The organism is Geobacillus sp. LYN3, assembly GCF_003064505.1.
Classification (GTDB): Bacteria; Bacillota; Bacilli; order Bacillales; family Anoxybacillaceae; genus Parageobacillus_B; species Parageobacillus_B toebii.
In genome coordinates, this window is sequence record NZ_QCWL01000001.1 from 2,073,244 (window position 1) to 2,089,977 (window position 16,734).

The following is a 16,734-nucleotide window of genomic DNA, read 5'->3' on the forward strand; positions in this document are numbered from 1 at the left end:
ATCGCATATTTATCAAAATTTGGGGGCTAGAAGTTCAATTTATCTCGAAGAATTTTTACTCCTCAGAGCTGTCATTGATCTGCGCTTCTTCTATAATAGCTTGTAAATCGGAAAACGTAATGGGAAAAATGGCGTAATTTTCTTTTCGTTTCGCAACTTCTAACATATATTTCGGTGTCCCTTCTTTTTCCTCATCATAGACAATGAGTAAACCGTCGCTTTTTCGGACGATCCATTCATTTTTCCAGCGAAACTGTGCAGGACTTTCGTATGGCCGTTTTGTAATGCTGTCGACAAAATCAGCTTGCGATACAATCCATTCATAATATTCACGGTTCATTTCATTCCATCGTTCTTCTTGATTCAAAAACGGCGTAAGAATAGCAACTTGCAACTGAGGATATTCCACTCGCAGGTCATATGCTATTTCAGCCGCCCAAAGTTCCACCCCTAATTGTCCGCTAATCACAATCCATTCCAGTCCTTCCTCTAACAATGAAAGCAACCTTCGACGTATCGCTAATTGAATATAGGAAACAGCTGGATGATTATTAGAAAAAATATTCAGCTCATACGGTTTATATCCTGTGATCGCAAGCACTCTCATTGTTTTTATACTCCTTCTCTTTGCTAAAAAACAGGAACCGCCATGGCGGCTCCTGTTTCATTGGGATTAACATCCCCATGGGAACGGAGCAGGACCAGGAAAATTGCAATGTTGGTTGGCTACTTGGTTGACAACCGACTCCGTATGTGGGAAATAATGCTGATGTTGGAAAAGATGATGGTTGACATGTGTCGTATGTGATGGATGAATGTGTGGTACGATTGTTGCTTGGAAATGATGTTGTACACAACATCTTGGTGGATGAACAATCGGTGCCAATACATGTGGTCTGCAATGCATATCCATTCTCCTTTCTTTTCATAAGCTTATGTTTTACAATATCAGCCTATGATGAAAGGAGCGGACATGTACTAGTATAGACACCCATTTTTCCATATTCGTCTGTAACGGACAGCCAAATTACGTTAAGTTTCTAAACACAACAAACGTTAAACATATCACGAGAAAAAACAAGTAAAAAATTTTTTTGTACATGCTCCGCATCGTTTTCTCCCCGCCATTTCGTTTGTTTTTATCTATCCCGAAGCAATTGTACATATTTTTTGTTTTTTCTACAAGATTCGAAATGGAAAAATCAAATTTTCTTTATTTTCTGTCGCATCCTGCGCTTTCCACGGAAATATTTAATGATTTAATTTCCGCTGAAGCCGTTCTATACGCCTGATCAACTCTAACTCTTGTGTAGTATTCCGCTGTTTATAGGAACGAGATAGTGTTTTCCATCGTTCATATACGTTGATCGCATAGTGATGCGCCATATAGGCATCACGAAAATAATGTTCATACGCTTTTGCCAATTCAACCCCGGCTTTCATCTTCCACGTATCACTGCCATGCTGCCATAATTCTTTCCATATGTCCACTGCTTTTTCGTACCGTTTTTCTTTTTTATATAACAGCGATAGTTGCCATTTGGCCTGCCACGATTCTTTTGTTTCTTTTTCGATCACGCGCTCATACACGTTTTTCGCGGCATTTGTTTCTCCTAACGTCTCGAGCCAACGAGCTGTTTCCAACTGTTCCAATGCATCTTTTAGTTGCGGCGCTTCTAGCAGCTGTTTCGATAAATGAATATAGAGGCAAATTAACGATAAAACATCAAGTTCATTATGGAGAAATACCGGAAAAATTCGATCAGGATGCGGCGCCGATAGAAAGTCCATATACATCATCGGCGCCAAAAAACCGGGAACATCTTCTTCTCGCTCAATTTGCAATATCTCTTTTTCGACATTGGAAAGGCGAACAGACTCAAGCTTTTGTTTCCACATTCTCCTTGATGCGTGATATAAATCGAAATGGCCAAACGCCGGCAGTTTCGGGACAGCATCACGAATCAGCGTATGGCGCGTCTTGACTTTCGGCCAATCGAATGCTTTTCCGTTATACGTAACAAGCGTTGTATAGTCGACTTCCGATAAAAAACTTTGATACAATGCCACTTCCGCTCCCGGGTGTGGCAAAAAATGCTGGCGGACAACAACCCGATCTTCATATACGCGGGCATGGCCAAGCAAAAAAATGACATGTCCCGTTCCGCCGCTAAGCCCGGTCGTCTCCGTATCAAAGAAAAATAAATCGCTCGCTTCATGCCCTTTGCTCGAAAGCGGATGTGTAAAAGAAGCGTCTTGCCAACGGGCATGAATATGATGAAACTCTCCAAGTCGATATCGTCCATGCTGATAATCTAACGGATATACTACTTCGCGAATCAAACAATAATCCCCATCAAAAAAGAACGGCTGCACATGTTTTTTCTGCCATTCATCAAGAAATGGAACCTCTTTCTCTTGTTGCTCTTCAAAGAGCACACCGGGCCGTTCTTCCTGAACGGAAGCCCGGGATGCAAGTTGTTCCTTCCATCTTGCTAATTTCTGCTTCATTGACATGGTGTTCATCCCTTCATTTACTTGCTTAGAAGCTTGTGCAAAAATGAGATTACGTTTTTTTTCACGGAATGATTGCTTGCCTCGATCACCCCAATGCAAGAAGGGCAGCCATTTTCACACGGGCAGCGTTCAAGTAAATGTTTCACTTCTCCCATGATTTCATCATACCGCTCAAAAACCGCTTCCGATAAGCCGATGCCGCCTGGATAACGGTCGTATAAAAAAATCGTCGGCATTCCGGAATGAGATGCTTTCATTTGTGGTACGACGTGAATATCGGTGCGGTCGCACATGACAAACATCGGTACGAGGTGACGAAGCACATTTGAAATGCCAACGAGCGCTTGTTCGAGCATAGGCGCGTCCATTTTCGATAGTTCTTCTCCTAATTCGATCCATGTTGCCGTCGTATGTAGTTCTTCTTCCGGCAAATGGATCGGCCCTGAGCCAATGTTTTCAAATGTGGATAATTTAATTTTTTTAAAGATGGTAGCCTTCGCGCGAACAGAAACATCGCCGTAATGCAGACTCAGCAGCTGTCTTTGCTCGTTGCGGTCTTCTTCTAATACATGAAGCTGTACAGCTAAATTCGCATCCGTAAAATATTCTACGTTCACTTCCCGAACATATGCCTTTTTTTCTTCCCAATCAAGCTTTTCCACTTGATATTGCACACCTTCATGAAGATAGATCGCCTCTTCGTGCAATAACGTCATTGCACTAAATCGATCCATCTCGCCGATGACGCGATGGTTGCCAGTTTTCGAAATATCGATAATGACGACATTCTCTTGGGATGCAGAACGCAAGCTAATATCATGCGCCGGAAACGCATCGCTCATCCAATACCATTTGCCTGCACGGTAATGCAATACTTTTTGTTCTGTTAAAAACTCAAGCACTTCTTCCACTTCGAGGTCGCCAAACTTTTCCCCTTGACGGAAAGGAAGTTCATATGCAGCGCATTTGAGATGATCGACAAGAATCAGCATGTTGTCTGGGTTGATGCGCGCCGTTTCCGGAGAACGGCCAAAGAAATACTCCGGATGCTGCACAATGTACTGGTCAATCGGACTAGAGCTCGCTACCATAATGACAAGGGAATCGCCGTGACGTCTGCCAGCTCTTCCTGCCTGCTGCCATGTGCTTGCGACCGTGCCGGGATATCCTGTCATGATACATACTTGCAGCTGGCCAATATCGACGCCAAGTTCAAGCGCGTTCGTGCTAACAACTCCGATAATTTCCCCGCTCCGTAATCCTTTTTCGATTTCCCGTCTTTCTTTTGGCAAATAACCGCCGCGATACCCACGAATCGTTTTGGCGCCCAATTGATCTTTAATAAGTTCTTGAAGATGGCTTAAAATCAGCTCGACACGCACACGGCTGCGGGCAAATACAATTGTTTGAATGCCGTTTTCTAAAAACTGTTTTGCTAGCCGGTTTACTTCGACCGTAGCGCTTTTGCGAATATTAAGAGGTTGATGAACAACCGGCGGATTATAAAAAACAAAATGTTTTCTTCCGCGCGGCGCCCCGTTATTATCAATCAATGTCATTGGCTCCCCTGTCAGGCGTTCGGCTAGTTCTTTCGGATTGGCAATCGTCGCTGATGTGCAAATAAAGATCGGCTTGCTTCCGTAAAACTGACAAATGCGCTTCAATCGGCGGATGACGTTTGCCACGTGGCTTCCAAACACACCGCGATACGTATGAAGCTCATCGATGACGACATACCGCAAATTTTCGAATAACGCCACCCATTTCGTATGATGCGGCAAAATCGCAGAATGCAGCATATCCGGATTTGTCATGACAATATGGCCAGCTTTGCGAATTTTTTGGCGAATGCCTGGCGCTGTATCGCCATCATATGTATAACTATGAATCGGAACGCCCATTTCCTCAATGATTTCGTGCAATTCGCTTTTTTGATCTTGCGCGAGCGCTTTTGTCGGAAATAAATAAAGCGCCCGGCTATGTTCATTTTCTGCGATCGCTTGCAGTACAGGTAAATTGTAGCAAAGCGTTTTCCCTGAAGCAGTCGGAGTAACGGCAACAATATTTTTTCCGTTTTGCACCGCTTCATAAGCGGCTGCCTGATGTGTATAAAGAGAAGCGATGCCGCGCTTTTCGAGCGCTGTTCGTAAACGCAAATCAAGATGCTCCGGCATCGGAACGGTGTTCGCTTCTTGTGGTTCGATTTCATGCCAATACACGACATTCGGATCGTTTCGCAATTGTTCTATCAATTCGAATAAGCTTTTTTTCTTCATATCAGCTCACCTCAATGATTTCATCTTTCTATTTTAATAGAAAGAATAGAGATATTGCCAAGAAAAATGACTTTATTCACAATAAAAAGGCTCGGCAGTTTGCTGCCGAGCGATATGTCTATTTTTGTCTATATCCAAGTCTTTCGGATATCTGCCTGCCAATATGCCGAATGCGTTCCTGAAGTTTTTCTATTCGTTCGTCTGTCATGCGAATCGTCGGACCAGAAATACTGACCGCGGCAACAACGCTTCCAGTATAATCAAAAATAGGAACAGCAATACAACGAATTCCGTACTCGTTTTCTTCTAAATCAAGCGCATACCCTTTTTGCTTTACTTTCTCTAGTTCTTTTAGAAGCTCATTCCGGTCCGTAATCGTAAAATCCGTATGTTTTGGCAATCCTTTTCGATCGATGATCTCTAGCACTACATTTAAAGGCAAATGGGCAAGAATAGCTTTTCCAACCCCCGTGCAATGCATCGGCGCCCTTTTTCCTACTTTTGAATGCATCCGCAACGTTTCTGTTCCTTCTAATTTTTCAATATAAATGACTTCTCCTTGATCGTATACGACAAGATGAATGACTTCGTTCGTTTCTTTTTCCAACTCTCGCAAGTACGGTTTTGCTTCTCGCCGCAAATCAATCGATTCGAGCAATTTGGAACTAATATCCAAAAATTTATAGCCAAGTTTGTACCGTTCCGTTTCCTTATCTTGTTCGATATACCCATATTGAGCTAGCGTTGACAAAATACGATACACAGAACTTTTATTAATATCCATTTGTTTAGCAATTTCCGTCACGCCTAATCCATCTTTTTCGGAACTAACGATATCGATAATATGTAATGCCCGGCTTACCGATTTCACTAAATTTTCTCTTTCCATCTTGTTCACCTCTAATATTCCTTCATCCATTGTCATTATACACTTATTGCCGGGCATTACCCAATAGTGGATCGGTCGCAATCGGCAGCATATTTAAATGTTTTATCCGCTCCCAGGCCGTCACAAACGGAGTCGAAGCGTTCTAATCACCGATTTCTCATTCAATCACATCGGCACCGACTGGGCTTGCTGTTAAAATAACATCCCCGGCTTCCATGTCATCTTCTATAACGATTGTATATTGCCTTCTACGGAAATTACTTCTTTCAAATGACGTTATCCTGCTTTATTTCAACAGTTTTTCTTGCAACTCCCGTTCTTATCGCCGCGCGCGCAACGGCATCTGCCACGGCTTCCACAACGCGCTTATCAAACGGATTCGGAATGACATAATCGCCCGTTAATTCTTCCGGACTGATTAAATTGGCAATGGCATCCACAGCAGCCAGTTTCATTTCTTCATTAATTTCAGAAGCTCTCACTTGCAACGCCCCTTTAAAAACACCCGGAAAGGCAAGGACGTTATTCACTTGGTTTGGAAGATCCGATCTTCCCGTTGCTACGACTGCAGCACCAGCAGCTTTTGCGTCATCCGGCATAATTTCCGGAACAGGATTGGCCAGCGCAAAAACAATAGGATTGTCGTTCATGGAGCGAACCATTTCCTGCGTTAACGCTCCTGCGACAGAAACCCCAATAAATATATCGGCTCCTTTAATGACCTCTTTTAAAGACCCTTGCACACGGTTTCGATTCGTTACTTTTGCCAGCGATTCTTTTATTGCGTTCATTCCGTGCGGACGATTTTCATAAATAGCCCCTTTTGAATCGCATAAAATGAGATCATCTACTCCCATAGAAAGAAGCAGTTTTGCGACCGCAATTCCGGCAGCACCCGCTCCGTTTACAACCACTTTACAATCGCTCAAACGCTTTTGCGCGACCTTCAATGCATTGGTCAATCCGGCGGCGATTACAATCGCTGTCCCATGCTGATCATCATGAAATACTGGTATAGACAGTTCTTGCTTAAGGCGTTCCTCGATCAAAAAGCAGTTTGGCGCAGCAATGTCCTCCAAATTAATTCCGCCAAACGTCGGCTCTAACAATTTTACCGTTTGAATAATTTGTTCCGGATCATTTGTGTTAATACAAAGTGGCACGGCATCAATGCCGGCAAACGCTTTAAATAAGGCGGCTTTCCCTTCCATAACAGGCATAGATGCTTTTGCTCCAATATTTCCTAATCCTAATACCGCAGATCCATCGGAAACAACCGCCACAAAGTTTCCTTTCATCGTATAATCATAAATCGATTCCGGATTTGCATGAATCGCTTTGCATGGTTCCGCCACTCCTGGAGAATAGATGACACTCAAATCATCTGCGTTTTCTACCGAAACTTTAACATCCACACGCAACTTTCCTTTTGTTTGTTGATGAACCAATAGCGATTTTTCCCGAAGGTTCCGCATGTTCTCTACCTAGCTACTAACCCTTTCTTGTCCCACTCCTGCCGCCTTATTGCTGCCTTTCGTGCTGCGACATGTGTAGTAACTAGGGTTTGCACCTCCTTATTTATTTTTTGAATTTTCGGAATAATTTAATGATATTTATGAACAAGGGCATTCATCCAGATGAAAATGCCCTTGTTCAGCCTATTTTTTATTGTTGAACGGCTGCATATTTTGCTTTCGCTTCTAAACGACGGCGATGCAAAATCGGCTCCGTATAACCGTTAGGCTGTTCATAACCTTTAAATATTAAATCGCACGCTGCTTGGAATGCGACCGAGTTGTCATAGTCCGGAGCCATTGGACGATAGTTCGGATCGCCAGCGTTTTGTTCGTCAACGACTTTCGCCATACGTTTTAATGTTTCTAATACTTGTTCTTTCGTGCAAATGCCGTGATGGAGCCAGTTTGCAATATGCTGGCTGGAAATTCGCAATGTCGCGCGGTCTTCCATTAACCCGATATTATTAATATCCGGCACTTTCGAACATCCGATACCTTGATCGATCCAGCGCACCACATAGCCGAGTATGCCTTGGCAGTTGTTATCCAGCTCTTCTTGAATTTCTTCCGGCGTCCATTGTGGATTTACAGCGACCGGAATTTGTAAAATTTCATCACGGTAATCTTTCCGTTCTTTTCGCAATTCATTTTGTACTTCTGCCACATTAACTTGATGATAATGCAGCGCATGAAGCGTCGCGGCTGTCGGCGAAGGCACCCATGCCGTATTCGCGCCTGCTTTTAGCTGTCCGCCTTTTTGCTTCAGCATTTCCGCCATCATATCCGGCATTGCCCACATTCCTTTTCCAATTTGGGCGCGCCCTTGGAATCCAGCAGCTAAGCCGATCGTTACATTCGATTTTTCATAAGCTTGCAGCCATACCGATGTTTTCATGTCATTTTTGCGAATCATCGGACCGGCTTCCATTGACGTATGGATTTCATCCCCTGTCCGATCTAAAAAGCCTGTGTTAATAAAGATGATGCGATCTCTAACTTGATAAATGCAGTTTTTCAAGTTCAATGTCGTGCGGCGTTCTTCGTCCATGACACCGATTTTAATCGTGTTGCGTTTCAATCCAAGCATATCTTCAACGCGGTCAAATAACTCATTTGCGAACGCGACCTCTTCCGAACCATGCATTTTTGGTTTTACGATATAGATCGAGCCTTTGCGAGAATTTAAGTAACGGGTGTTGCCAAGAAGAGAATGTTTCATAATTAAACTTGTCACGACCGCATCCATAATTCCTTCATATACTTCTTCGCCGTTTGCGTCCAAAATCGTGTTGTTCGTCATTAAATGGCCAACGTTGCGGACGAACATAAGCGAACGGCCCGGCAGCGTAATTTCTTTGCCATCTGTTGTTCGATAAACGCGGTCCGGGTTAAGCGCACGTGTAATCGTTTTTCCGCCTTTCGTAAACGTAGACGTCAAATCCCCTTTGACAAGGCCGAGCAAATTGCGGTATACGAGCACTTTATCTTCTGCATCTACCGCTGCTACCGAGTCTTCACCATCCATAATGGTCGTAACGGCCGCTTCTAAATAAATATCTTTTACCCCTGCTTTATCCGTTTTCCCGACAGGATGGTTGCGGTCGATTTGAATTTCAATGTGAAGACCGTTATTTTTTAACAAGATTGCTGTCGGATTTTCCGGATTTCCTTGGAACCCAATGAATTTTTCTTCCTCTTTTAGCGTTGTTGTGCTTCCGCCTTCAACAGATACCACTAGTTTTCCATCCACTACCGCATATTGAACGGCATCTTTATGAGAATATTCTTTCAATGGTACGGCTTGATCGAGAAATTCGCGCGCATAGGCAATCACTTTTGCCCCGCGGACCGGATTGTAGGAATCGCCGCGTTCCGCGCCATCTTCTTCACTGATCGCATCCGTTCCATATAAGGCATCGTAAAGGCTTCCCCAGCGGGCGTTTGCCGCGTTTAATGCATAACGCGCGTTCGTAAGCGGAACGACCAACTGCGGACCCGCTTGAACAGCGATTTCCTCGTCTACTCCTTCAGTTGTAATCTCGAAATCATCCACTTCTGGCTCTAAATAACCGATATCTGTTAAAAATGCTTTATATTTTTCCATATCAAAATTGCCGCGGTGCTCTTTATGCCATTCATTGATTTTTGCTTGAAGCTCATCGCGGCGCGCAAGAAGCGCTTTGTTTTTCGGCGTTAAATCCGCAATAAGGGTTTCAAAGTCTTTCCAAAACTTTTCTTTGTTCACTTCACTTCCCGGAAGTACTTCATCGTTCATAAACTCATAAAATAGTTTTGCCACTTGAAGATTTCCTACTTTTACGTATTCCCCCATTTTCCCTCTCCTCCATATCAAACTTATTCGTTTCTTATTACGAAACGATGTTTTGTAATTATTTTAAAAAAATCATAGCATGGAGCGGAAGATATTTCAATAATTTTCATGCAATTTATAACAGTTGCGGTTGTTTTTTCTCTCTCTTTACCTCCACGCACCGCCCCGGCGTCGGGAACAGCTTTCCAGCATTCAACAAGTTTTTTGGATTAAACACATCGCGAATGTCCGTTTGTGCAAGAATTTCTTCATCGTTAAAAATAAAGCGCATTTCTTCTTTTTTCTCAATGCCAACCCCATGTTCTCCTGTAATCGATCCACCGACGGCTGCACATGCTCGCAGGCATTCGCTTCCCGCAGCAAGCGCCTTTTCTGTTTCTCCCGGTTTGCTCGCATCAAATAAAACGAGCGGATGAAGATTTCCATCGCCGGCATGGAAGATATTCGCGATGCGCAACCCATACTTTTTGCTGATTTCTTGAATGTTTTTTAACACTTCTGGCAGCTTGCTGCGCGGGATGACTCCATCTTGCACTAAATAATCTGGAGAAATCGCACCCATCGCGCCAAATCCCGTTTTCCGGTTTGCCCACCAGCGCGCCCGCTCTTCTTCTGTTTGCGCCACTTTTACTTCCCGGACATTTCGGTTTCGGCAAATGCGCAAAATCTCTTCGATTTGTTCGGGAATTCCTGCAGAAATGCCGTCGACTTCAATCAAAAGAAGCGCCTCAATATCTTTCGGATGCCCCACTGGAAAAGCAGCCGCCTCCACTCCTTCGATCGCCGTTTGATCCATCATCTCCAGCGCTGCCGGAACCATTCCCGCAGCGATGATGTCGGAAACGGCTTGACTTGCATCCTCCACGCGGTCAAAATAAGCGAGCACCGTCTGTTTCGCTTCCGGATTCTTTAAAATGCGTACCGTTATTTTTGTGACAATCCCTAACGTCCCTTCCGAACCGGTCAACAATCCTAATAAGTCATATCCCGGCGGATCAGGAATGCCGTTTTCGCCGATTTCGATAATTTCTCCGTTCGGAAGTACGACTTCGAGCCCTAAAATGTGGTTGGTCGTGACGCCATATTTTAGACAATGCGCACCGCCGGCGTTTTCGGCAACATTTCCGCCAATCGTGCAGCAATATTGACTCGATGGATCTGGAGCATAATAGTATCCTCTGTCGGAAATGGAGTTGGTTAATTTTAAGTTAACAAATCCAGGCTCGACAACCGCGCGGCGGTTTTCTAAATCGACGCTAATGAGCCGTTTCATCCGGACTAAGCTAATGATCACTTCCCCGTTTAACGGAATCGCGCCACCGCTTAATCCCGTCCCTGCCCCACGGGCAAGAAACGGCAAATCATGCTCATGACAATATTTCACAATGGCAGCGACTTCTTCCGTATTTTTCGGGAACACAACCGCTTTCGGCAAATGGCGGTGAACGGTAAATCCGTCGCAGTCATAGGCAATCAAATCTTCTTTTTTGTACAAAATCGATTTTTCACCGCCGACAATGCGAGCTAACGCTTGAATATGCGGATCATTTGTTTGTATTCCCTTTTTTCTCATACACGTACCTCCTTTCCGTCTTCTTTTTGATATGCCCAGTCTAGGAGCTGTACGGTATGAACGACTTTTTGATTTCGGCCGTATTTCAAAACTCCCATCGCCATTTGCAACATGCATCCAGGATTCCCCATTGTAATAAGTTCCACATCTTCTGGAACGTTTTCCATTTTGCTTTCCAATACGGCGCTTGCCATATCCGGATGGGTAAGATTATAAATTCCCGCGCTTCCGCAGCAGCGGTCGGCGTTTGGCATCGAAACCATTTCCACTCCCGGAATGCTCGATAAAATCGTGCGCGGTTCTTGACGAATTCCTTGGCCGTGCGCCAAATGGCAAGCGTCATGGTACGTAATGCGCACATTTAATTCCGCTTTCGGCTTTTCATACCCCGTATCATGCAAATATTTTGAAATATCTTCGACTTTACGGGAAAAATCTTCCGCTTTTTCCCGCCACTCTGGATCGTTGCGGAACAACTCTGGATATTCCTTTAACATAGAGCCACACCCTGCCGCGTTCACGATCACGCGGTCTGCATGTTGAAATGCTTCAATATTTTGTTTGGCAAGCTTCCGGCCCATCTCGCGGTCCCCTGCATGCACATGAAGCGCCCCGCAGCACGTTTGATTTTGCGGAATGACGACATCGTTTCCGTTTCGTGTCAACACGCGAATCGTCGCCTCGTTAATATCGCTGAACATTACATCCATGACGCATCCTGTTAAAAGCGCGACCGTATGTTTCGTTTCTCCTTTTGCTTTAATGACATTCATATGTTTATATTTTTTTCGGACCGGCACGCCTGCTTCCGGCAAAATCGCTTCCATCTCCACTAGATGCTTCGGCATGATGTGAAGCAGTTTCGTCTTGCGTGCGATCGTCTGCAGTCCGCTTTTTTGATATAGCTTTAACAAACTCCCGAGCAGATGAAGACGGGATGGATGCGGAAATACACCTTTTAAGAAGAAATTGTTGACAAACGCTTTCCATCCTGTCAGCGGAATCGCTTGCCGGATTTGTCCGCGTACTTCTTCAATCAATCCGCCGACATCGACATCGGCAGGGCACGCAGTTGTGCAAGCCCGACAATCTAGACACATAAAAATGGGATCAATCAAATCTTCTGTAATCTCTAACTTCCCTTCTGCTACCGATTTCATCAAATGCACGCGTCCGCGCGGCGAATGTTGTTCTTGACCGGTTTGTTCGTATGTCGGGCACGATTCTAAGCACATGCCGCAATGAACGCAGTCAGCCCATTTGCTAGGATCAGGAGGATCACTAAAACGATAGTTTCCAAGACTAACAGTCGCACATGCCGGTCCGCTTTTTATCTCACTTTCTCGCAAACTCATCTTATATCCCTCCGACAAACCGTTGATTGTTCAATATTCGATTTGGATCGATTTTTCGTTTAATTCCATCGAGCAGGAAAAAATACGATGGCTTTTCTCCCCACACATCAACGCGCTTTCGCAGTGAAAACGGCAAATGCTTCACAATCGCATATCCGCCCAAGCCTGTCGCCGCCATCCGCAGCCGTTCGATCGCTGCAATGATCGACTCGCTTTCTCCTTTCATATATACTTGACATAGTCCATGTCCTAGCCCGCCGTGCGCCTCTATATGAACATGACAGATCTCTTGCAGTAAGTCGCTTTCACGAATGATATGAATAACATCTAAATTCACGACACCGATTTTCACCGCTGCTTCGATTTCGTTTCCGACTGGCTCATACGGCATCGCCCCATTCGGACCGATCGTATAAAACGTTTGCCAAAACGATTTTGCTTCTTCTTGTGGAAGAATACGGATCGCTGTATTAGGAGGCTGCAGACGCTTTACAAATTCCTCCTGGTAATGAACGGCTCTTTTGACGTCTTCAAACGCCATCGCCAACGTATAAGCACGCTGGCCGATGAGCCGTTCCGACAACGACGGACTCAATAACTCGAAACAGACTGGTTCCATCATTGAATCAAGAAATTGAATCGCAAATGAACGGACTTCTTCTAAATTCCCTGATGGAAATGATAGCAATACGAGGCTTTCATATTTCGGAAGCGGGCGAAGTTTTAGCGTTATTTCCGATATCACACCAAGCGTTCCCATCGCACCGATAAACAGCTTGTTCATATCATAACCCGCCACATTTTTAACGACTTTCCCTCCGGAACGAATCACCGTTCCATCCGGATACACCGTGCGCAAACCAATGACACTATCGCGCGCGGAACCGTAACCGAGCCGCTTTGGACCGCTGTCGTTCGCCGCAATGACGCCGCCGATCGTCGCATATTGCGGCCACACAGGGTCAATCGCAACTTTTTGGCGGTATTCTGCCAAGTAATCTTGCAGTTTTTGAAACACCGTCCCTGATTTGACCGTCACTGTCATATCCGCAGCGGCATGCTCGACAATGCCGCTATAGTTTGCCAAAGAAAGCAAAATATCCACACATTCAACTTGTCCGCCAAACCCTCGCTTTGTTCCTCCGCCAACAATACAAACTTTTTTTCCATGGCTGTTTGCATAACGTAAAATGGATGAAATTTCCTCTTCTGATTGTGGATATACAGTCACATTGCCGCTGTTGCCGAGCGGATGTGGCTGATATTCCCCCGTCTGTACTTGTTTTTCCGATAGAAACGCTGTTAGATCGTCTTTCCATTCTAATGGCAGCACGCTTTGCACCTCCTGTTGTTTCGTAATAAGAAACGCTGTTTCTTTAAACTTGTAAAAAAATATATGAATTTCTGAAGCTGAACCTCTGTACAATAATTTTATTATTATTAAACCATCCATTTTCATATTTTTCAATAAATTTTTCAAATTGATGAATAATTCTGTTTACATTTCGTTCTTTTTCACTGTCACATTGCACCGCTTTTCTAGCGGCTGGATGACTGCGGACATATCCAAATCGGATAATCCTTGTTCCATCGCACTAGCAAACACCTCTTCCGCAATTTGGCCTAAAAATCGCTTTATCCCAATTGCGCCCATTAACTGATTAGCTAAACGGGCATCTTTATGTACATATTTCACCGCTCCGCCTGGTTCGAACTTGCGCGGTAAAACATATTGCTCCATATGCCTGCGAAGCATGCGGCTGTCTCCGTAGCTCGCTTTCAAAATTCGGTAAAGCTGCTCGGCATCTAGTCCAAGCGCTGTCCCAGCGACCATCGCCTCTGAAGCGGCAACAGAATGCACCGCAACAAGATATTGATTGATTAGTTTTGCCACGCTTCCCGAACCGCTCGGACCTAAATATTCCACCATTTCGCCAAGCACGTTAAGAAGCGGCAATACTCGCTCCCAAGCAGATTTCACTCCACCGACCATAATCGTTAATGTACCTTGTTCCGCTCCTTCTGGCCCGCCGCTTACCGGGGCATCCAGAAAATATATCCCCTTCCCTTCCGCTTCGTTTGCGACCATTCTACTCGTATCCGGTCCTACTGTCGTAAAATCAAGGCAAATCGTACCCGGCCACGCGCTTTCGATCACACCGCCTTTTTGCAAATAAACATCGATGACATCATCCGGCATCGATAAACATGTGCAAATGACATTCGAACACTGCGCCAACTCCGCAATTGTGCCGGCTCTTTTTGCACCCAGCTTTACTAACGGTTCTGTTTTTTCGATCGAACGATTGTATACAGTAACTAGATAGTCTGCAGCAAGCAGCCGTTTTACCATTCTCGCTCCCATCACGCCTGTGCCAATAAATCCAACCTTCATTTCCTTCGTCTCCATTGCGGCGATACTTCCCCCTTCTGTTTTTCACTCCAAATCAATGACAAGCGTATAACGTACGCCAATGAAAACTTTGTTCGCTTTTTCCCGATGGAATATATTCAAGACCGATCGTCCCTTTATATCCACATTTCTCTAAATGACGAAAAATATATTCATAGCGAATTTCTCCCGTTCCCGGCTCGTGCCGTCCTGGAACGTCAGCAATTTGTACATGTGCAATCCATTCAAAATACGTTTCAAATGTCGCCGCTAAGTTTCCTTGAATCCGCTGCATATGATAAAAATCGTATTGAAGTTTGATGTTTGCCATCCCAATTTCTTTAATCATCGAAACGGCTTCATGAATATTCGTCAAAAAATAATTCGGCATATCAAACGGATTGATCGGTTCAATTAAAAGCGTTAACGAATGGTTCGCCATTTCTTTTGCCGCATCATAAAGATGGCGCATGTACGTTTCTTTCGCCTTTTGCCTGTCTAAATCGGCTGGAAGCACTCCCGCCATACAATGGATATACGGAACGTTCAACTCGGTCGCATACCGAATTCCTTCTTCCACGGAACGCTGAAACTCGGCCGTCCGATCTGGGAAAATCGCGATTCCTCTATCTCCTTTTTCCCAATTTCCTGGCGGCAAATTGATTAACACGAGAGACAATTGGTTCTGATGAAGCTCATCGCGAATGCGTTCGATCGGATATTCGTATGGAAATTGGCATTCCACGAGCGAAAAACCGCACTCTCTCGCCTTTTGAAACCGCTCTAGAAACGGCACTTCTGTAAAAATTGTCGATACGTTAACGGCAAATCGATTCATTCTTTCTTTCCTCCTTTCCAATTATTGCTTACAATTCTCGCTCGAAGTGCTATATTCCTGCTTATTTGAACAAACGTTTAATCCATTGAAGCACCTTCTGGAGATTCGGATAACGAACCATACGGTCGTTGGGTTGAGGATGCTTTTATAATGAAAAAGGACTGTTCCCCTGACATGCAGGGAAAACAGTCCTTTTTGTATAAAGCTCGATCAATCTTCATCACTGGAAAAAAAGCGCAAAATGTAAATAAACAAGTTAATAAAATCAAGATAAATGTTAACAACAATCATTGGAATTTCCGCTTCCGTAAAACCATGGCGGGAAAGGCGGTTGATATCATAAATGGTAAAGCCTAGAAAAATGAGAATTCCTAACGCGGAAATCCCCATTTGTCCAACGCTAGAAAATGGGATGAACCATTGGATAATGAGAAGGCCAAGCAGCGCAAATGCGCCTAATGTTAAAAAACCGCCAAGAAACGAAAAATCTTCTTTCGTTTTCGCTGCATAAATCGCTACGCCGGAAAACGAAACAACCGCCAGCGCAAACGCCTTAAGTACCGCTTCAGCGCCAATAACGGCAACGTAGTGCCCGATGAGTGGATATAGCGTCGCGCCAGATACGAGCATAAAGCTGTACATAAGCGGATAGCCGACCGCTTTTTTGCTGCGGGCAAACACCATGACCATTAATAAAATGATCTCAAGTATTGTAAGCGGCAAATACATCCCTATTGGAATCCATTGACCGATGTAAAGACCCCCTGTTGCCACTGCCAATGCTAAAAAAAATGTGGTTGTCAGTTTAGCAATGGGACTAGATGAATACGTTGTTGAATAATTCAATTATACATTCCTCCCTCTAGAAATGTTGATCTATCAAGGCTTTTCGGCCTCTCAGGGGTGTCCAAAAAATATTTTTCGACAAAATCCCTTACATCCTCCTTTTTCTACTTAGTTTATCATATTTGACCGTCAACTACCCAACGGCTAAAGCCGTGGGCTTGCAACTAGCCTAATTGGCTGCCGCGTTCGGCTGGTTGAC

Annotated in this window: 13 protein-coding genes; all 13 read right to left on the reverse strand. The window is 44.4% G+C overall.

All coding sequences use genetic code 11. The features are described 5' to 3' along the window. Positions 1-55: 55 nt before the first annotated feature. Positions 56-607, reverse strand: coding sequence for an SLOG family protein (locus tag DCC82_RS10800; RefSeq protein WP_097354584.1), 552 nt, complete (start codon positions 605-607; stop codon positions 56-58). A 66-nt stretch (positions 608-673) separates the two neighbouring features. Further along, a complete protein-coding gene (locus DCC82_RS10805) occupies positions 674-907 on the reverse strand; it encodes a CotD family spore coat protein (protein WP_015864080.1) in 234 nt (77 codons plus the stop codon). Between the two features lie 344 nt (positions 908-1,251). Then, entirely contained in the window at positions 1,252-2,517 is a 1,266-nt protein-coding gene (locus tag DCC82_RS10810) for a ribonuclease H-like domain-containing protein (protein WP_097354585.1), read from the reverse strand. A gap of 17 nt (positions 2,518-2,534) precedes the next feature. Next, on the reverse strand, positions 2,535-4,793 hold the full coding sequence (locus DCC82_RS10815; RefSeq protein ID WP_062677382.1) for a DEAD/DEAH box helicase: 2,259 nt from the start codon (positions 4,791-4,793) through the stop codon (positions 2,535-2,537). Between the two features lie 118 nt (positions 4,794-4,911). Next, the gene (locus DCC82_RS10820; RefSeq protein ID WP_015864083.1) at positions 4,912-5,682 is read right to left on the reverse strand and encodes an IclR family transcriptional regulator; all 771 of its coding nucleotides are present in this window, start codon (positions 5,680-5,682) and stop codon (positions 4,912-4,914) included. Positions 5,683-5,948: 266 nt separating this feature from the next. Further along, positions 5,949-7,157, reverse strand: a complete 1,209-nt coding sequence (locus tag DCC82_RS10825; protein ID WP_097354586.1) for an NAD(P)-dependent malic enzyme — start codon at positions 7,155-7,157, stop codon at positions 5,949-5,951. A gap of 190 nt (positions 7,158-7,347) precedes the next feature. Next, entirely contained in the window at positions 7,348-9,531 is a 2,184-nt protein-coding gene (locus DCC82_RS10830; protein WP_097354587.1) for a malate synthase G, read from the reverse strand. A gap of 115 nt (positions 9,532-9,646) precedes the next feature. Next, positions 9,647-11,104 (reverse strand): FAD-binding oxidoreductase, encoded by a 1,458-nt coding sequence (locus DCC82_RS10835; protein ID WP_015864086.1) that lies wholly within the window; start codon positions 11,102-11,104, stop codon positions 9,647-9,649. After that, positions 11,101-12,459, reverse strand: a complete 1,359-nt coding sequence (locus tag DCC82_RS10840; RefSeq protein WP_062756015.1) for a (Fe-S)-binding protein — start codon at positions 12,457-12,459, stop codon at positions 11,101-11,103. The genes DCC82_RS10835 and DCC82_RS10840 overlap by 4 nt, the downstream gene beginning before the upstream one ends. Before the next feature lies 1 nt (position 12,460). Beyond that, on the reverse strand, positions 12,461-13,792 hold the full coding sequence (locus tag DCC82_RS10845) for an FAD-binding oxidoreductase (protein WP_097354588.1): 1,332 nt from the start codon (positions 13,790-13,792) through the stop codon (positions 12,461-12,463). A gap of 165 nt (positions 13,793-13,957) precedes the next feature. Beyond that, positions 13,958-14,869 carry an NAD(P)-dependent oxidoreductase gene (locus DCC82_RS10850; protein WP_097354589.1) on the reverse strand — a complete coding sequence of 304 codons (912 nt, stop codon included), beginning with the start codon at positions 14,867-14,869 and terminating at the stop codon, positions 13,958-13,960. 37 nt (positions 14,870-14,906) lie between these two features. Next, complete coding sequence (gene hyi / locus DCC82_RS10855; protein WP_097354590.1) at positions 14,907-15,689, reverse strand: hydroxypyruvate isomerase; 783 nt, start codon at positions 15,687-15,689, stop codon at positions 14,907-14,909. 210 nt (positions 15,690-15,899) lie between these two features. Continuing rightward, positions 15,900-16,535 (reverse strand): Bax inhibitor-1/YccA family protein, encoded by a 636-nt coding sequence (locus DCC82_RS10860; RefSeq protein ID WP_081189222.1) that lies wholly within the window; start codon positions 16,533-16,535, stop codon positions 15,900-15,902. Positions 16,536-16,734 lie beyond the last annotated feature (199 nt).